The organism is Lentimicrobiaceae bacterium (assembly GCA_028697555.1).
Lineage (GTDB): Bacteria > Bacteroidota > Bacteroidia > Bacteroidales > UBA4417 > UBA4417.
The window spans coordinates 1-18458 of record JAQVEX010000051.1; the positions used below are offsets into that span (position 1 = coordinate 1).

Sequence of the window (18458 nt, forward strand, 5' to 3'; positions counted from 1 at the left end):
TTTTCTAATCCGTCTTCATAGTCAACGGCTTTTTCTATAATCGCTTGTATGTACTTGCCGTACGGTCGCAACTTGATGTTGTTGGAATTGTATTTTGGTTTGCTAACTATTTTATTTTCTTTTGGGGCGGGTAACGGATATGGAAAATGAATATCAAGTTTGCCGTCCGACATAATATAAATATGGTCGTACAAAGTATGTTTATAATCTTCCTTTGATGCCACTTCGGTATTGAAAGAACTCATGATTTCAACCAACCGTTCGGTCATTTCTGTTCTAATCTTTTTGTCGGGTTCAGCTACTATTACGTTTACTATTTTTTGGAAGTTGCGTCCATATTCCGATATAATTAGCTTGTCGCGTGCGGTATTATATTCCATAAAGTGAGATGTTTAATCTTTTTAATTAGTAAGTTAAATTTGTGCGTTTGTGCAAAATTATAAAATAACAAATTCTATCTATACATAATGCTATATTTAGTTGGAGTAGGCAATAGTATTTATGTTTGATAACTCATAAATATTATAGTAATATAACATTTGTATTACTCGGCAAAGATAACACATTTTTTTAGTATAGCAAGAGTGTTTTTTGCACAACAGCGTGTTAATAAGTAAATTAATTTTCGATGTTTTTCAACGTTGAAAGAGCTGTTGTGAGATGAAAAATTAACCAATTAAACCTTTGTTGTCCGATAAATATCTTTAATTGCAAAGTTGCTCTTAGCTGTTGGCTCCTGGCTATTAGCTATGTTTGGCTAAAAGCTAAAAGCCAATGGCTAACGGCTAACAGCTAACAGCCAAAAGCCAAAAGCATAAACATAAGCCACAGAATGGCGTTCCATTTGCAAATACGTGATAATAAATTCAATATGCAGAGTTATTCTCTGTATTTAGAATCGATAATAATTGTAACGGGACCATTATTTGTGAAAGAAATATCCATATTTTCGCCGAAAACGCCTGTAGCTACTTTTAAATTACTTTCTGATTTTATTTTTTCGACAAACTCGTTGTACAAAGGAATTGCAATTTCAGGTTTCGAAGCTCTTATGTACGATGGTCTGTTGCCTTTTTTTGTACTTGCAAAAAGCGTAAACTGACTGACAACCATTATTTCGGCGTTTACGTCGGTTACCGACAAATTCATCACACCATTTTCGTCGTCGAAAATTCGCAGGCGACAAATTTTTCCGCTAAGCCAATCAATATCTTCGTGGTTGTCGGAATCTTCAATCCCAAGCAGGACAAGTAAACCGCCCGAAATAGCAGAATACACATCTCCATTAATTTTTAGTTCACAATTGCTAACTCTTTGGATAACAGCACGCATATTATTTCGTTTTTATTATTGTAATTCGCTCAAAATGTTTAAATAGTTGTTGTAGCGTTCTTCCGATATCAAATTTTCCTTCAATGCACTAATAACAGCACAATTAGGCTCGTGAATGTGTGTGCAATTGTTAAAATTACACTTGTGTGCAAATCGCCTAAATTCTGGATAACGCTCATGAAGTTCATCATCATCAAAATCTATAAGCCCAAACTCTTTTATGCCAGGAGTATCAATTATATAGGTGTTTTTCTTAATATAGTGCATTTCGGCAAAAGTTGTAGTGTGTTTGCCTTTATTGTGGTATTCCGAAATACTACCTGTTTTTAAATTTAAGTCAGGACATATTGAATTTAGCAAAGCCGATTTGCCGACACCGGAGTGCCCTGTAAAAAGGGAGATTTTTCCTTCTAACAAACCCTTTATTTCATCGATTCCGAGATTTGTTACAGTTGAAGTTGTTATAACATTGTAACCGACTTCGGTATATATTTTTTTCAATTGTAAATATCTTTGTTTGGCTTCATCGGTGTAAATATCGTATTTGTTAAAAACAATATATACAGGAATATGAAAAGCTTCGGCATTTATTAGCAATCGGTCGATGAAGCCGGTAGATGTTCTGGGCTGCATCACACTTGCTATTATAAAGAAGCAGTCGAAGTTTGAAGCAATAATATGCGAACTTTTAGAAAGTTTTGTAGCTCTTCGTTTCAAATAATTATCTCGTGGCAAAATTTCGGTTATAACTCCTTCGGACTTGTCGTTGTTGCAACTAAAAACAACTTTGTCGCCAACGGCGATAGGATTAGTACTTCTAATGTTTTTAGTCCTAAAATAACCCCTAAGCGTGCAAGTATATTGCTTTTCTTCCGAAGTTTCTACAATATAACTGCTACCAGTCGATTTTAAAACCCAACCCGAATGTTGCATACTTTTAGTTGTTAATTTTATAAATTTTGCCGGGCATACATTTGATAACACCTTTAAGCTCAAGTTCTAAAAGCAATCGCGATAAAACAGACAAAGGCATAGAAATATCTGCCATAATATTGTCGATTCCGGCATTTTCATTATTATTTATATAGTCGAAAACCTGCTTTTCTTGCTCGTTAAGCTGAACAAAAAGCTCTTTCTGAACAGTTTTCTTTTCTTTCCGTATCGACCAATTAAGAGCTTTAACGATATCTTCAGCGTTTTCAACTAAAGCTGCCACATTTCTTTTAATAATTGCATTACATCCTTGCGAAAATGTGTCATTAGTTTTGCCTGGAATGGCAAAAACATCTCTACTGTACGAAAAGGCTAATTCAGCAGTTATAATAGCTCCGCCTCTTTTGCCCGCTTCAATAACCAAAACAGCATCGCTCATGCCGGCAATTATTCTGTTGCGTTTTGGAAAATTTTCCTTATCGGGATTAGTTTCGCTAAAAAATTCGGATACTAAAGCCCCTGAATCAGTTATTTTGTCTGCTAATCGTTTGTTTAGTTCAGGATATATTCTATCTAAACCATGACCTAAAATTGCATAGGTGGTAAGATTATTGTCAAGTGCCGATTTATGAGCTTGTGTGTCAATGCCATAAGCTAAACCGCTTATTATTGTGGGGTTATAGGGAGCCAAATCTTGAATAATTTCTTTGCAAATGCTTTTACCATATTCGGTAGCATTACGTGTGCCAACAACAGCTAATACATGCTCGTGATTTTCAAAAGTGTTACCCTTGTGAAACAACAGTATGGGACTGTCGTTACAATTCTTCAAACGATAAGGATAATCTTTATCTAAATAGTAACTGACCTTGATATTGTTTTTGTTAATAAATTCTATTTCTTGTTCGGCACGCTCAAACACATTATGATTTATAATAGCATTAACTAATTTCGGACCAACTCCAGGTATCTTTCTAATAGCCGATTTTCTTTCTCTAAAAACGCCTTCTACTCCGCCACAATAAGCGATAAGTTGCTTTGCCGTTACGGAGCCAACGCCCGGAATTAACGTTATGCCAATTTTGTATAACAAATCATTCATCAGTGCAAAAATATAATTAATGCCCACATTAACAGCTTTTGCTAAGTAATTTTGTTTAAAACATGTTGTTATCTGCTATCATTAATGTAGTAATTCTTATTTTAAGGATGTTTTGCTAAAATAAGCATTTAAAAATCAATCAAATTTGCATTTTTTTTTGTTAATTCAGAAAATAGTTATACTTTTGCACTCTCAAATTTGAAAAATGTCCGATGGTGTAACGGCAGCACAAGAGATTTTGGTTCTTTTAGTCCAGGTTCGAATCCTGGTCGGACAACAAAGTTGAGGCATTAGCTTGCTTTGACGTTTAAGAGTAGATTTTAAAAAGTGTAGGGGGCTGCAGTCCCCTTTTTTTGTAAAAAAATATGATATCTCAAGAACAACTTATTAATTGGACAAATGATTGCATCAAAGACGAAAGCCTTTTTGTTGTTTCGGTAAAGATTAAAGACGACGACATAAGTGTTTTTATTGATGGCGACAACGGTGTTAGCATTGATAATTGCTCGGAAATTAGCTCTTGCTTGAATAAAATTTTAGAAGAAAACATATCCGACAATTATAACTTAACGGTTTCGTCGTACGGATTAGGCTCGCCGCTAAAATTAATAAGGCAGTACAAAAATCATATTAATGATGAAGTTGCGGTAGTATTGAAAAACAAAGAAAAAATTAGCGGTGTTATAAGCAAAGTTAATGATGAAAACTTTGAACTTATTGAAACCAAAAAAATAAAAAAAGAAATACAAACAATTACGCATTGTATCAATTACAACGACGTAAAAACAACAAAACAAATAATTAAATTTTAAATTGAAATAAAATGGCAGAAAACGAACATATCAATTTGGTTGATACTTTCGCCGAATTTAAGGAGTTTAAAAATATAGACAGAGAAGCGCTTATGCGTATTTTAGAAGATGTTTTCAGAAGTGTGTTGATAAAAAAATACGGTACCGACGAAAATATCGATATTATTGTAAACGTGGATAAAGGCGATTTGGAAATATGGCGTAAACGTTCAATTGTCGATGATGCCGATTTGGAAGATGAAACATTGGAAATTAAACTCTCGGAAGCTATAAAAATTGAGCCTGACTTTGAGATAGGAGAAGAAGTAATTGAGCCAATATATCTTTCCGAAATTGGTCGTCGCGAAATTCTTACTGTCCGTCAGATATTAGTCTCAAAACTACAGGAGTACGAAAAGGACATCATTTACCGAAAATACAAAGATAAAGTTGGGGAAGTTATTACCGGCGAAGTTTATCAGGCATGGAAAAATGAAGTTTTAATTCTCGACGATGAAGATATTGAACTTACACTTCCAAGAAGTCAGCAAATACCCGGCGACTTTTTCCGCAAAAACGACACTATCAGAGCCGTAGTTTACGATGTAGAAATGCGTAAAAATGTGCCAACAATAGTCTTGTCGCGTACAGCACCCATATTTCTCGAACGTTTGTTAGAATTGGAAGTCCCCGAAATTTACGACGGATTAATAAGCATTAAAAAAATAGTCAGACACCCCGGCGAAAGAGCAAAAGTAGCTGTTGAATCGTATGACGATAGAATTGATCCGGTTGGAGCATGCGTTGGTGTTAAAGGTTCTAGAATACATGGTATAGTTAAAGAACTTAGAAGTGAAAATATTGACATTATCAATTTCACAACCAACACGATTCTATACATTCAAAGAGCGCTTAGTCCTGCTAAAACAACTAAAGTTGTTATCGACGAAGAAAACAAAAGAGCAAACGTTTTTATGAAACCCGATCAAGTTTCTTTGGCGATAGGTAAGGGCGGACATAACATTAAACTTGCAGGCGAACTTACAGGTTATGAAATAGATGTATATAGAGATTCGGATAACGATACCGACTTTGAAGACGTTGAATTACAAGAGTTTAGCGACGAAATCGAACAATGGATTATTGACGACCTTAAGAGCATAGGTTGCGATACCGCAAAAAGTGTTTTGGAACTCAGTGTCGAAGAACTCGTTAGAAGAACTACTTTAGAAGAAGAAACTATTATTGAAGTTAGAAAGATTTTAAAATCGGAATTCGAATAAAAATCGTTCACTTTTTTAACAAAAATTAAAGTAATTTACAAATAAAGGTTTAATTGTATTACCTTTGCAAAATATTTAAAATAAATATAGAAAAGAATAGAGTATGGCAGAAGCATACAAGACAGTTAGATTAGGAAAAGCCGCTACAGAATTCAATGTAGGAGTTGATAGAGTTATTGACCTTTTGGTGAAAAATGGTTTCGAAGAGGAATTTAACTTTAACACTAAGCTTACAGCTGAAATGTATGCTCTTTTGGCAGAGACTTTCGCTCGCGACAAGGTTGCTAAAGAAAGCGCTCAATCAATTAAACTCGAATACACCGAGCTAAAAGATAAGCAAAAGGAAGAGAGTGCTGAGAAAACAAAAGAAACCAAAGAAGTTGTCGACGAAACTCCAGCCGAACCTACCAAAGAAGTTAAAGCTGCCAAAAAGAAAGAGGAAACGCCTAAGTCGGATGCGCAACCCGAAACAGATGTAAAGCCCGACGATAGCAAAGAAGAGGCAGAAAGCAAACCAAAAACTCAAACCACAAAGAAAAAAGCTACAGTAAGCAAAAAAGATAAAGAAAAAACTGAAGTTGCTACTCCTGATACAGAAGATGCTAAATCTGCTACACCAGCTGCTGATAAGGCAGAACAGGAAAAACCAGAAGTTGTTGCCGATACAGATAAAGTTGATGGTGAAGCTACTGACGAAACTGTGATTGTTGCTGCAGAATCGGAAAGCATTGAGACAATTCGCGGACCAAAAGTATTAGGTAAAATTGATATTGATCAATTTGCCAAACCTAAGGGAAAAGCAAAACCGGAAAAGAAATCGGCGAAAGAAGTTGCTAAAGCTGAAAAGGTAGATAAAAAAGCTGAAAAAGCTGAAAAAGTTGAAGAAAAGGATTTAGAAAAAGATAAACAAGCTACTGAAGAAAAGGCGGAAGTTAAGGCAACTGAAAAAGAACCGGCAGAAAAACCCGCACCGACTCCCATTTCACAACCTGGTGTTTATTCTAAAGATGATGACAATTTTATCAAAACACGTTTCAAAAAATTAGAAGGACCGAATATTATCGATAAAATTGAATTACCCGAAAAGCCTAAAACGTCAAGAAAACCTGTAGCTTCATCTTCGGATGCCGACGATAAGAAAGGTAAAAAACGTAAACGTAAAAGAGTTAGCAAAACTAAAGTCGATACGACCACTGTTACGCCAATTAGTAACGATACAGCCGTAAAAGAAAAAGGCAAACATAAAGAAAAGCCTTCGAGCAGAAGAAAATCAAGAGAAGAGCGTAAGCCCGAACTAACCGACGAAGAAATCCAAAAGCAAATTAGCGAAACACTTCAACGTTTGAGTGGAACAACAAAATCTAAATCGTCGAGGTATCGTCGTGAAAAACGAATAGCCGCACATCAGCAGAAGCAAGAAGAACTTGCACAACAAGAATCGGAAAGCAAAGTGCTTAAAGTAGTTGAGTTTATTACCGTCAATGATTTGGCTAACCTTATGGACGTGCCTGTTACCGAAGTTATTTCAAAATGTATGAGTTTTGGCGTGTTTGTTTCAATAAACGAACGTTTAGATGCCGAAACCATTACTATATTAGCCGATGAATTTGGCTTTAGCGTTGAATTTGCCAGCACCGATATTCAGGAACTTGCAATTGTTGAAGAAAACGTTGGCGACCCGACAAAGGTTACTTCGCGTACACCTATCGTTACTGTAATGGGTCACGTCGACCACGGTAAAACTTCTCTGCTTGACTATATCAGAAATGCCAACGTTGTAGCAGGCGAAGCCGGTGGAATTACACAACACGTTGGAGCTTACGAAGTTAAGTTAAAAAGTGGTAACAAAATCACATTTATAGATACTCCCGGTCACGAAGCCTTTACAGCTATGCGTGCTAGAGGTGCCAAAGTAACCGATATTGTTATTATTGTTATCGCTGCCGATTCCGGCGTTATGCCCCAAACCAAAGAAGCTATAAACCATGCTAAGGCAGCAGGTGTGCCAATTATTTTTGCTATAAATAAAATAGATGTGCCTGAGGCTAAGCCTGAAAAAATAAAGGAACAGTTATCCGAAATGAATATTTTGGTTGAAGATTGGGGCGGAAAATATCAAAGTCAGGAAATATCAGCTAAGAAAGGTATAAACGTTGATTTATTACTCGAAAAAGTATTGCTTGAAGCCGAAATGCTAGAGCTTAAAGCTAATCCTACGCTTTTGGCGTCGGGAACAGTTATAGAGGCTATGCTGGATAAGGGTAGAGGATATTTGTCGAAGTGTATTGTCGAAGACGGAACACTTAGAGTTGGCGATTTTGTTGTAGCCGGTACTGTTTGCGGAAAGATAAGGTCGATGTTTAACGAAAGAAACGCACAAGTAAAGGAAGTTTTGCCGGGTTCGCCAATATCAATACTTGGTCTTAACGGAGCACCGCAGTCGGGCGATAAATTTATAGTTATGCGCGACGAACGCGAGGCAAAAAACCTTGCCAATCAGCGTTTACAACTTTCTCGAGAAGTCGGTTTACGCACACAAAAACATGTTACCTTAGACGAAATTGGAAGACGTATCGCAATAGGCGATTTCAAAGAGCTTAACCTTATTGTTAAAGGTGATGTCGACGGCTCTATCGAGGCTTTATCAGGCTCATTGTTACGTCTGAGCAATCCTGAGGTTCAAGTAAATGTTATACACAAAAGTGTTGGTGCTATTACCGAAAGCGACGTTTCCTTAGCTATAGCCTCTAACGCAATTATTATAGGTTTCCAAGTAAGACCTACTCCAAATGCACGACGATTAGCCGAAAAGGAAGAAATTGATATCAGAATATATTCAATTATTTATTCGGCTATTAACGAAATTAAGCAAGCCATCGAAGGTATGCTTGCTCCGGAAATTGAAGAAAAAATCGTATGTAACATCGAAGTCAGAGAAGTATTTCATATATCAAAAGTGGGTACAATTGCAGGATGTATGGTGCTTGACGGAAAAGTTAACCGTAATACCAAAATCAGAGTTATTCGCGATGGTATAGTTATTCATACCGGAACATTGGGCTCACTCAAAAGGTTTAAAGACGACGTTAGAGAAGTTTCCGCAGGTTACGAATGCGGACTCAATATTGCCAATTTCAACGATGTAATTGTCGGCGACATTATCGAAGGGTACGAAGAAATTGAAATAAAGAGAAAACTGTAACAACTACGGGGTTCGGGTTGCGGGGTTCGGGTTGCGTGTTGCGTGTTGCGTGTTGCGTGTTAGTTTTGAGTAGAGAGTCAGAAGTTTTGAGTTAAAATTTGGTAATTCTAATTTCTAATTTCTAATTTCTAATTTCTAATTTCTAATTCTAGAAGCTAAGAGCTAAGAGCTAACAGCCAATTTTACCTATCCGACAGTAATAAAAAAACCATTTTTACTTAATAATGGTAATAATTCTTGTAGGATTATTATTTTTGGATTTGTTTTCTACATTTAAAAATTTTAATTACCAAACTGAAAGTTATTATTAATGCATAGCGAATTGTTAAGTCAGTTAAATGAAACTCAACAAGAGGCGGTAAAATGTACCGAAGGTCCTGTTATAATAGTAGCCGGAGCCGGTTCCGGAAAGACACGCACCCTTACTTACAGAGTTGCATATCTTTTACAAAAAGGTGTAAGTCCGTTCAATATTTTATGTTTGACCTTTACCAACAAAGCCGCCAATGAAATGAAAACTCGTATAGTCAACCTTGTTGGAAGTGAGGCTCGTTACGTTTGGATGGGGACTTTTCACGCCGTTTGTGCTCGCATACTCCGAACAGAAGGCAAACTATTGGGTTACACTCAAAACTTTTCCATATACGACACCGATGACAGTAAAAATCTGATAAAAAGCATTGTTAATAGTTTAGAGCTTGATATAAAAACTTATCAGCCACGCGAAGTGCTTAACAGAATTTCGGGAGCTAAAAATAATTTGATTTCTCCGGCGGAATACATTAATAATAGCGAAATATGGGAATACGACAGAAATACCAAGAAGCCATTTATCGGAAAAATTTACGAAATTTATCAGGCTCGTCTTTTTAAGTCGCAAAGCATGGATTTCGACGACCTTTTGTTTAATGTAAATATTTTGTTGAGAGATTTTCCGGAGGTATTGTATAAATATCAAGAAAAATTTAAGTACATATTGGTCGATGAATATCAAGATACAAACTTCTCTCAATACCTTATAGTTAAGCAATTGGCTAAGCGCTATCAAAATATTTGCGTTGTAGGCGACGATGCTCAAAGTATATACGCATTCAGGGGAGCAAATATTCAGAATATTTTAAACTTTAAAAACGACTATTCCGACTACAACCAGTTTAAGTTAGAACAAAATTACAGGTCTAGTTCAAATATTGTTAAAGCTGCCAATAGTATCATTGAAAAAAATAAAAATCAGATTAAAAAAACTATTTGGACTGAAAATGAAGAAGGCGATAAGATTAGGATAGTAAAATGTGCTTCCGATAAGGAAGAAGGAACGTTTATTGCAGGTGCTATTTTCGAAAACAAAATGAACAAGCAATTGCTTAACAGCGATTTTGCAGTCTTGTACCGTACCAATGCCCAATCGCGTTTAATTGAGGAATCGCTACGCAAATTAAACATACCTTATCGCATTTATGGCGGAGTTTCTTTTTACTCGCGAAAAGAAATAAAAGACCTTTTGGCTTATTTCCGACTTGCCGTTAACCCGCACGACGAAGAGGCTATCAGCCGTGTTATCAATTATCCAACGCGAGGTATAGGAAATAAAACTATTGAAACTCTCAAGTTAGAGGCTGAAAAAGAAGAAATTACATTTTGGAATTATTTAATTGATTTTTCCAAGTATGAAAATAAACTTACGCCACGAGCTTTTAACGCTGTTAAAAAGTTTGTAGAAATGATTCAAAGTTTTTCGGCTCTTATGTTCACTCTCGATGCTTACAATTTGGCAATGCACATTGCTAAAACCAGCGGTTTGTACGCCCACTTTGATAGCGACCGCACTCCCGAGGGAGTTAGTCGTATGGAAAACGTTGAATCCTTGTTCAATGCCGTTCAGGATTATGTTGATAGCAACAGCGATGAACTTACAGGCGAAATTTCTATAGAAAATAAAAACTTGGGAGCTTTTATGCAAGAAGTAAGTCTGCTTACCGACCAAGATACCCAAGATAAAGACGACGATGATAAAGTGTCGCTTATGACAATACATCAGGCAAAGGGATTGGAATTTCCGCAGGTTTTTATTGCAGGTGTCGAAGAAAATTTGTTTCCTTCGTTTATGTCAATTGGCGATAGAGACGATTTGGAAGAAGAACGCTGTTTGTTTTACGTTGCGGTTACTCGAGCCGAAAAAAATGTAGTTATTTCTCACGCCGAAACCAGGTATCGTTGGGGCGAGCTTGTACTTGCCGAGCCTAGTCGCTTTATTGATGAGATTGACACTCGATATGTCGATGACCTATATCTGAAACTTAATGAATCGGAGAGTAAAACTCCAAAATTCATGAGGAAAATCTCAGGTAAAAGCGATGATGCTTTTATTGAAAAAGCCGAAGAAAAAACTGCCAAATATGATAGCAAAATTGCTGATATTTCAGAAATTAAAGAAGGAATGCAGGTTAAGCATAATAGCTTTGGAGTAGGCGAGGTTATTAAGGTTGAAGGTAGCGGAGCTAATGCCAAAGCAAAGGTTAATTTTAAAGCAGTGGGTGTTAAACATTTATTGCTTAGATTTGCAAAGTTAGAAATTGTTAAGTAAAAAATATTATGAACAGCATAGGCAGTATTTTCCGATTAACAACTTTTGGCGAATCGCATGGAGTATGTGTAGGAGGTGTTATTGACGGCTGCCCTTCGGGGATAGTGATTGATATTGAAAAAATAAACCAAGAGTTGGAATATCGACGTACAGGAGCCTCTAAGCATAGTTCTCAGCGTAACGAAACAGACAAAGTGCAATTTTTGTCTGGTTTGTATAATAATACTACTTTGGGTACGCCAATAGCCTTTATCATCAATAATACTGATGCACGTAGCAGCGACTACGACGATATAAAAGATGTTTTCAGACCTTCGCACGCCGACTATACTTACTATAAAAAATACGGCATCAGAGATTATAGGGGAGGAGGCAGAGCATCGGCACGTGAAACAGCTGTGAGAGTAGTTGCTGGTGCTATTGCAAAACAAATTTTAAATAAAAAAAATATAAACATAACAGCTTGGACTTCTTCGATAGGAAATATTACCGATACAAACATGTACGGTTTCTGCGATAGGTCGGATATTTATAATAGCACATTCAGAAATCCTAATCGCGATTTCAACACTATAGCTGAAGCATTAATCTCCGAACTGAAAGCTGAAAAAGATACAATTGGAGGTACTATTTCCTGTGTTGTCGAAAATGTGCCTATTGGCTTGGGCGAACCGATTTATGATAAAGTTCAAAGCCGTGTTGCAGCTGCGATATTCAGTATAAATGCAGTCAGAGGGTTTGAGTTTGGTAAAGGTTTTGAAGCTGCCAAAATGCTTGGCTCGCAACATAATGATTCCTTTTATCTCGAAAACAACACAATAAAAACCAAAACCAATAACGACGGCGGAATACAAGGCGGAATAACCAACGGCAACGATTTGTTTTTCAGAGTAGCCTTTAAACCTATTTCTTCAATTGGAATAAAACAACATACCGTCGACGAAAACAACACCGAACGAGAAATTTGCATAAAAGGTCGCCACGACGTTTGTCCAGTTCCAAGAGCTGTTATTGTAGTTGAGGCTGTTGTGGCTATTACGTTGTTGGATTTATTTTTACTAGGTAACAATAAGCCTTTAGCTTTTAGCCATTAGCCATTGGCAATGTACAATTATTAATTAATTGCTAATTCTTCATTGATAATTGCCCCGCAACCCGAAACACCATTTCTAATTTCTAATTTCTAACTTCTACCTTCAAAAAAAACCATCACCCATCACTAATCACTCACCACTCACCACTCACCACTCACCACTCACCACTCACCACCAATCACCAATCACCAATCACCAATTGATTCGCCTTCCGAAATATTAATATTGTTTATATTTAAATGCTTTCTGGTATTGTTTAAAAATAGGTCGAAGGCAACTTTTTGATTTTTTTCAACTATCGTATCGTTATCAATATACCACGAAGGTAAAATGTTGTATTTTTTCGAATTAGTGTCAGCAGCTATGTTAACCCAAGTTAGGTAATAGTTTGCATTTTTAATGTAAGACAAATTTCCCTTTTTCTCAATTTCAATTTTAACCATAGCACCGCCGTCAGTATTTATTTTCCTTTGGTTTGAAACAAAATTTCCGAGCGACCAAACTACAAGTTTATCTTTCTCATTGATATTGTTTCTTTTATGCCAAGCCATGGGCTGAACAACGTGTGGGTGCGACCCGATAATAATATCTACACCGTTATCGAACAGAAAATTTGCGGTTTTTATCTGAGATGAATCCGGTAAAAGCTGATATTCGGTTCCCCAATGTATATAAACGATTATTTTATCAGGTTTCAGGAGTTTGGCAGTTTCGATGTCGTTCCGAATAGAATCGTAGTGAATTAAATTTACCATAAGCGGACTTGGAACAGGCAATCCATTTGTGCCGTAAGTATAATTTAAAAGAGCAATTTTAATATCGTTTTTATTGATTATTAAAGGATGTTTTTCGTATTTATCGTTGTAGTCAAGGTAAGTGCCGATGCGTTCAACATTCAAGCTGTCTAAAACAGCAATAGTCCTTCTTATGCCTTTTGCACCTTTGTCGCAGGAGTGGTTGTTGGCAGTAGAAATAATATCTACACCCGAATTAATAAGAGCCGGCACTATGGCATCGGGAGCGCTGAATTGCGGATAGCCACTGTACGGTTTGCCAGCGAGTGTGGTTTCTAAGTTAACTATGGTAAAATCGGCGGAACTAAGTAGCGGTTTAACGTGTTTAAAGCAATGGTTATAATCGTATTCGTCGTCGCCGACTTTAGCCGAAGTTATTTGAGGCATGTGCTGCATAATGTCGCCCACGAACATGAGACTTACTTTGTTGGCAACATCGCTATTGTTAGTATCTGCTGCCAAATGTCGCTTCTGACCCAATGCAGTGTAGTTAACAACAAATAGCAACAAAAGTAATAATGCAAAACGTTTTTTCGTCATAAATCTTTTTTTTGCAAAGTTAATTATTACTGTTAGATAAAACATTGAAATAAACGCCGTTGATTATATTGAAGCATATGTATTTAGCCTTTAGCCTTTAGCTTTTAGCCTTTAGCCTTTAGCCTTTAGCCAAACTTAGCCAATAGCCAATAGCCAACAGCTAATAGCTAATCGTAACCCTTATACTTCCCCATTTATGGGATAATCCGTTTTTAAACTCAGGACTTATATACGTTTGAGCAATTTCTATACCCAAAATGTTTTTATAACTGAAATGAATACCAAATTCGCCGTAGGCAACAAATTTGCATACATCGCTGTACTTTATGGTATATACATTTGAAGGGTTAATAACTCCGCCTTGTAGCAACGCGTTGTAGCCAACCACATACAATTTAGGTTTCAGAAAAAAGTTAATGTTAAACTTATTACCACTGCTTGTGCTAGTGTAATCCGATTTGTATTTGCCGAAAATAAAATTCACTCCCAAATTCAAATTTGTTTTCAAAGTACTGAGCTCTGCGTTGCTTTCGGCGCTGAAGTCTATTAAGTTAGAATTGACAAATGTTTTCTTATATCCTAAGCCGTAGCCTATAATAATATCCGACTTTAATTGTGATTCCCAGCCTAATGGAGGGTCGTTGGTTGGAAATATATGGTGTATAGTTGATTGTAAATATGCTCCGGGCGAGTACGGACCTAAATAACCCAATTGAAATCTTGATGAGAATACGGTTTTATTTTGAGAGTTCGCATTTATCTTATCATAAGTAAAATATAAAGTTGACGAGTACGGACGGTCGGAGCTTAAGTCAGGATAAATTCTGGTGTCGGATGGTGTGTACATGTTTTGTACAATGTGAAGTCTGTACGTAACATAAGCATCCTTGCGGTATGGTATCATTAAGGAATTAATTTTCCACAAACCTAACATTGGCGACTGCGTGCCAAGCGTTATGCCGTTTGTGTAATAGCGGTCGGTGTTGGGGTGGGTTATCAGGTCGTTTTCAAAACTTACAAAAAAGTAACGCTCAGTTTTTGTTTTATGAATAACCCACTCTATAGGCAACGATTTCAACGACTCCGTACTTTTTACAGTGTTGTCAAATTCGTAATCGCTTACTATGCGTTTTACTTTTTTTATATCCCTGAAATTGTCGCGATGAATAGTGTCGGTCAATTGCTTTTGGTTCGATGTAGTAGTCTTTGGTTTTATAATCTTTTTAGCACGATTTTTTTGTTTTGGTGGAATAATTTTGTTGGAAGAAGTAAAATTCATTTTTCCGAATTTGTCAACAACAACACAATCGTGATTTACGAATGTAATATGTGTCGGAGTATCATTAACATCAACAACAATGAGAAGAATGCTTTTCTTGTCGGTAAAATAAACATTATCAATTGTACTTGTTTTTTTGTTGGCTATGTACGAATAAAAAAAACTTTTATTTGATGTAATAATGCTGTTTGAAGTAATAAATAAGGTATCGGTTGAACAAAAATTTGAAGAATAACGTGTTTTCTGTCCATCTTCACTACAAGACGACAATAAGGAAATTGTGAGAAACAACATCAAATATTTTTTCAACAACGACATTCTGAGCAAATTGCTTTAGTTACAATTTATTGTACGGATTAAAGTAAGAACCCCTGTCGTCGGGCATACTTTTCCAACGCTTGTGCGACCATATCCAATATGCGGGTTCTTCCATAATTTGTTTTTCCAATTCTTCTACGTAAAGTCTTGTTATTTCTTGTTTAGGCAAATCTTTGGGAGTATCCGAAATTTTTTTGTAATACAATTGGTAGTAACCCCTTTTCATCTTCTTAATTGACAATAAATAAGTAGGGATATTATATTTTCTCGAATAAATTTCGGGACCCGAAAACCATGATGTTTCTTTGTCCAAAAACTTTTTCCAATACGAAAATCTTATAGCAGTCGGATACTGGTCGGCAACCAAATAAAACAAATGAGGCTTATCTGTGTGTTTTTTAAAAGCCCTTGAAGTTTCTTCAGTAGGAACCATAATAGTACTGTATTTCGACCTGGATTTTTTCATTTGTTTATCTATCCAAATATTTGAAATTTTGTGATAAACAATTACTGCGGGGTAATTAAACTGAAAACCTGGCGCTGTAGTTCCCCATTCCCAATTATTGTAGTGGTATGCCAATACCAATATGCTTTTGTTCGTTGCTGCAATTTGTTTGTTAATTTCGTCGCTATTAACAACTTTGTACCTTTTTTTCATTGTTTCAACACACATGCTACTTGTCTTGAAACTCTCCAATGTTAGGTCGCACAAATGGCGATAGTATTTTTTTTCAATGGCAATAATTTCGCTCTTGCTTTTATTTGGGAAAGAACTTGTTAAGTTATACCTTACAACCTTGCGCCTATATCTTATTACCCAATATACAATCGGATACATCATATCCGACAGTATATACAATAATTTAAAGGGAACCAAAGACAGAAGTTTGGAGAAGATTCCGTAAAAAATAAAGGATACAAAAGATAAAATTTTCATTAGAGTAGGGAAGTGTGTTAGTAAATAAATCTGATGCCTGCTCCCACGCCCGGACGCTTAGAAGTGTAGCCTTCTAAGTTTACTTTTAAGTAATGGGCTGTAACGTATGGCTCAACACAAATTACATTGTTGAAAATAAAAGAAACTCCGCCTTGCAAATTAGTGCCAAATCCTATGCCACCCTGATAAATTTCAAACTCTTGCATGCCTGTATTTGGTACGTACGGATTATTGCCATATATGTTTATCATAGAATATTCCCTGTTGCCAATGTACACAAATGATTTGAGCACTTTGGTGCTGTTTAGGTTAAATCCTGCAGATAAAAAGTACTTTAAATTGTCATGTTTAATGAAATTTCTTCGAATGGAAATATCAATATATACACGACGTTCAAGTCCTTGAATAGAGAATAATCTTATATCATCGAAAGTAGGATAGGGCTTTGGATTAAAATTTATGGAAATAGCATCTTTAACTTTGAGTTTCAAATAGCTGAACTGCATGGTAATAGAATATAAATCATTGAAATTATATTGCATAAACAAGCCTGGGCTAACTGCAAAATTATATTTCATATTTTGTGGCAAATCGCCTAATACCATGGTATCGTATACAGTAGAGCCGGGCTCATGTTCATTAAAGTAATTCTTTATTTCCTGATACCAATAATAATTATCAAAAACATACGAGATTTTATTTTCATTTTTCTCACTTCCGTTGTAGTAGTTTGCCGTGTACGGCGAAACGTAATATCCGGCAAAATTAAGACCTAAATTCCAACCGCGAGCGCTTTGCATATCTTGCGAAAAACTTCTATAGCAAACTAATAGCAGAAGTAACGTCGTGTATAAAAATGTTTTTTTATTCATTTTCGTCAGTGGTAAAAGACAAAGGTACAAAAATGTGCTAATTCATAATTTTTTAATCGATAAAGTTGGTTTAAAATAGCAAAGCGACTACTTTTGTGCCTGTTATTAAATAAAATTAAAACTAAAGATGAATAATACTGACAAGAAAAAATATATATTACTGCTAATAACCCTTGTGTTAGCATTTGTTGTAATAAAAGAACTGCGACCTTATTTTAGCGGTTTTTTAGGTGCTATTACTTTGTATGTACTGTTACGACCTCAATTAAAGGCTCTGACTGTAAAGCGAAAATGGGGAAAGTCTCTTGCTGCAACATTTTTAACTCTCGAAGCTTTGCTTTGCTTTTTGATACCCATATCCGGAATAGCATTCTTAGTCGTCGATACGTTGTCGGGCGTATCTATAGATACGGTGATGATAAAACAAAGATTAGATACCTTTATACAGCAATTAGAACTTAAAACAGGTATTGAAATTTTTACTCCCGAAAATATTAAGTTTGTCTCCAAAATAGGCGGAAATTTAGTTCAGGCATTAGTCTCAAGTTTGTACTCACTAATTATTAATATTGTGATTATAGTTTTCGTGCTGTTTTATATGCTTTATCAAAGCGAAGCTTTTGAAAACTTAATCAGAGATATTTTACCTTTTTCTGAAAACAATAAATCTTTACTTGTTAAAGAAACACAATCGATTATTTTGGCAAATGCAATAGGAATCCCGCTATTGGCAGTCATTCAAGGCATTTTTGCATATTTGGGCTACAAAATTTTCGGAATCAATAGTGCCTTACTATACGCTATACTGACAGGTTTCGCTTCTTTAATACCTGTTGTAGGAACCATGGCAGTGTGGGTGCCGCTTGTAATCGTCGAAGTTGTTGCTGCCAACTATCTTGGAGCCATAGGCTTAACCATATACGGACTTGTTGTTATAGGCGGAGTTGATAATGTTGCCAGATTTATCTTACAAAAACAATTGGCAGACATACACCCGCTCATTACGGTTTTTGGGGTTTTACTTGGTATTCCAATGTTTGGTTTTTGGGGATTAATTTTCGGACCTTTGTTAATCTCCTTGTTGTTCTTGTGTATAAATTTGTACAGATACGAATATATCCCAAACTCAAAGTGCAATCCGTTTTTGGCAAGTACGAAGAAAAAAGAGACCAAACATTATATTGATTTTCATAAGCTGTTTAGGAAGAAGAGTAAAAGATAGTGAATGGTGAATGGTGAATGGTGAATGGTGATGAGTGATGAGTGATGAGTGATGAGTGATGAGTGATGAGTGATGAGTGATGAGTGATGAGTGATGAGTGATGAGTGATGAGTGATGGGTGATGAGTGATGAGTGATGAGTGATGAGTGATGAGTGATGAGTGATGAGTGATGGG

The 18458-nt window shown here is 36.1% G+C and carries 15 protein-coding genes and 1 tRNA gene; 7 read left to right on the forward strand and 9 right to left on the reverse strand.

The window, feature by feature from the left end; translation table 11 throughout:
- From PHP31_08240 to dprA, 4 genes are all read right to left on the reverse strand, one after another.
- On the reverse strand, positions 1-380 hold a 380-nt coding region (locus tag PHP31_08240; protein MDD3739264.1), incomplete at its 3' end, for a DUF4290 domain-containing protein.
- 499 nt (positions 381-879) lie between these two features.
- Positions 880-1332, reverse strand: a complete 453-nt coding sequence (dtd, locus tag PHP31_08245) for a D-aminoacyl-tRNA deacylase (protein MDD3739265.1) — start codon at positions 1330-1332, stop codon at positions 880-882.
- 15 nt (positions 1333-1347) lie between these two features.
- On the reverse strand, positions 1348-2265 hold the full coding sequence (gene rsgA, locus PHP31_08250; protein ID MDD3739266.1) for a ribosome small subunit-dependent GTPase A: 918 nt from the start codon (positions 2263-2265) through the stop codon (positions 1348-1350).
- 4 nt (positions 2266-2269) lie between these two features.
- A complete protein-coding gene (gene dprA / locus PHP31_08255; protein MDD3739267.1) occupies positions 2270-3367 on the reverse strand; it encodes a DNA-processing protein DprA in 1098 nt (365 codons plus the stop codon).
- Positions 3368-3573: 206 nt separating this feature from the next.
- Here dprA and PHP31_08260 point away from each other — a divergent pair.
- The 6 genes from PHP31_08260 to aroC all read left to right on the forward strand — a co-directional run bounded on the left by PHP31_08260 (position 3574) and on the right by aroC (position 12321).
- Positions 3574-3644, forward strand: a tRNA-Gln gene (locus PHP31_08260).
- 88 nt (positions 3645-3732) lie between these two features.
- Entirely contained in the window at positions 3733-4179 is a 447-nt protein-coding gene (locus PHP31_08265; GenBank protein MDD3739268.1) for a hypothetical protein, read from the forward strand.
- Between the two features lie 11 nt (positions 4180-4190).
- A complete protein-coding gene (nusA, locus tag PHP31_08270; GenBank protein ID MDD3739269.1) occupies positions 4191-5441 on the forward strand; it encodes a transcription termination factor NusA in 1251 nt (416 codons plus the stop codon).
- A gap of 103 nt (positions 5442-5544) precedes the next feature.
- Positions 5545-8643 carry a translation initiation factor IF-2 gene (gene infB / locus PHP31_08275; GenBank protein MDD3739270.1) on the forward strand — a complete coding sequence of 1033 codons (3099 nt, stop codon included), beginning with the start codon at positions 5545-5547 and terminating at the stop codon, positions 8641-8643.
- 310 nt (positions 8644-8953) lie between these two features.
- On the forward strand, positions 8954-11227 hold the full coding sequence (locus PHP31_08280; GenBank protein MDD3739271.1) for a 3'-5' exonuclease: 2274 nt from the start codon (positions 8954-8956) through the stop codon (positions 11225-11227).
- Between the two features lie 8 nt (positions 11228-11235).
- A complete protein-coding gene (aroC, locus tag PHP31_08285; protein ID MDD3739272.1) occupies positions 11236-12321 on the forward strand; it encodes a chorismate synthase in 1086 nt (361 codons plus the stop codon).
- A gap of 185 nt (positions 12322-12506) precedes the next feature.
- Here the strand turns inward: aroC and PHP31_08290 are convergent, their stop codons facing one another.
- The 4 genes from PHP31_08290 to PHP31_08305 all read right to left on the reverse strand — a co-directional run bounded on the left by PHP31_08290 (position 12507) and on the right by PHP31_08305 (position 17061).
- Entirely contained in the window at positions 12507-13655 is a 1149-nt protein-coding gene (locus PHP31_08290) for a CapA family protein (protein MDD3739273.1), read from the reverse strand.
- A gap of 160 nt (positions 13656-13815) precedes the next feature.
- The gene (locus tag PHP31_08295) at positions 13816-15252 is read right to left on the reverse strand and encodes a lipid A deacylase LpxR family protein (protein MDD3739274.1); all 1437 of its coding nucleotides are present in this window, start codon (positions 15250-15252) and stop codon (positions 13816-13818) included.
- A gap of 19 nt (positions 15253-15271) precedes the next feature.
- The gene (locus PHP31_08300; GenBank protein MDD3739275.1) at positions 15272-16219 is read right to left on the reverse strand and encodes a lysophospholipid acyltransferase family protein; all 948 of its coding nucleotides are present in this window, start codon (positions 16217-16219) and stop codon (positions 15272-15274) included.
- Positions 16207-17061: a hypothetical protein gene (locus PHP31_08305; protein ID MDD3739276.1), complete on the reverse strand. Its 855-nt coding sequence runs from the start codon at positions 17059-17061 to the stop codon at positions 16207-16209. The genes PHP31_08300 and PHP31_08305 overlap by 13 nt, the downstream gene beginning before the upstream one ends.
- 127 nt (positions 17062-17188) lie before the next feature.
- Here PHP31_08305 and PHP31_08310 point away from each other — a divergent pair, with 127 nt between their 5' ends.
- On the forward strand, positions 17189-18283 hold the full coding sequence (locus PHP31_08310; protein MDD3739277.1) for an AI-2E family transporter: 1095 nt from the start codon (positions 17189-17191) through the stop codon (positions 18281-18283).
- Here the strand turns inward: PHP31_08310 and PHP31_08315 are convergent.
- Positions 18261-18458 (reverse strand): hypothetical protein (locus tag PHP31_08315; protein ID MDD3739278.1); only part of this gene is annotated, 198 nt, incomplete at its 5' end. The genes PHP31_08310 and PHP31_08315 overlap by 23 nt on opposite strands.

Bases quoted from the DNA above. Each gene is read 5' to 3' on its own strand.
- PHP31_08265 (MDD3739268.1), top strand. From the start codon at position 3,733: ATGATATCTCAAGAACAACTTATTAATTGGACAAATGATTGCATCAAA.
- dtd (MDD3739265.1), bottom strand. From the start codon at position 1,332: ATGCGTGCTGTTATCCAAAGAGTTAGCAATTGTGAACTAAAAATTAAT.
- nusA (MDD3739269.1), top strand. From the start codon at position 4,191: ATGGCAGAAAACGAACATATCAATTTGGTTGATACTTTCGCCGAATTT.
- rsgA (MDD3739266.1), bottom strand. From the start codon at position 2,265: ATGCAACATTCGGGTTGGGTTTTAAAATCGACTGGTAGCAGTTATATT.
- infB (MDD3739270.1), top strand. From the start codon at position 5,545: ATGGCAGAAGCATACAAGACAGTTAGATTAGGAAAAGCCGCTACAGAA.
- aroC (MDD3739272.1), top strand. From the start codon at position 11,236: ATGAACAGCATAGGCAGTATTTTCCGATTAACAACTTTTGGCGAATCG.
- PHP31_08310 (MDD3739277.1), top strand. From the start codon at position 17,189: ATGAATAATACTGACAAGAAAAAATATATATTACTGCTAATAACCCTT.
- PHP31_08305 (MDD3739276.1), bottom strand. From the start codon at position 17,061: ATGAATAAAAAAACATTTTTATACACGACGTTACTTCTGCTATTAGTT.
- PHP31_08280 (MDD3739271.1), top strand. From the start codon at position 8,954: ATGCATAGCGAATTGTTAAGTCAGTTAAATGAAACTCAACAAGAGGCG.
- dprA (MDD3739267.1), bottom strand. From the start codon at position 3,367: ATGAATGATTTGTTATACAAAATTGGCATAACGTTAATTCCGGGCGTT.
- PHP31_08295 (MDD3739274.1), bottom strand. From the start codon at position 15,252: ATGTCGTTGTTGAAAAAATATTTGATGTTGTTTCTCACAATTTCCTTA.
- PHP31_08290 (MDD3739273.1), bottom strand. From the start codon at position 13,655: ATGACGAAAAAACGTTTTGCATTATTACTTTTGTTGCTATTTGTTGTT.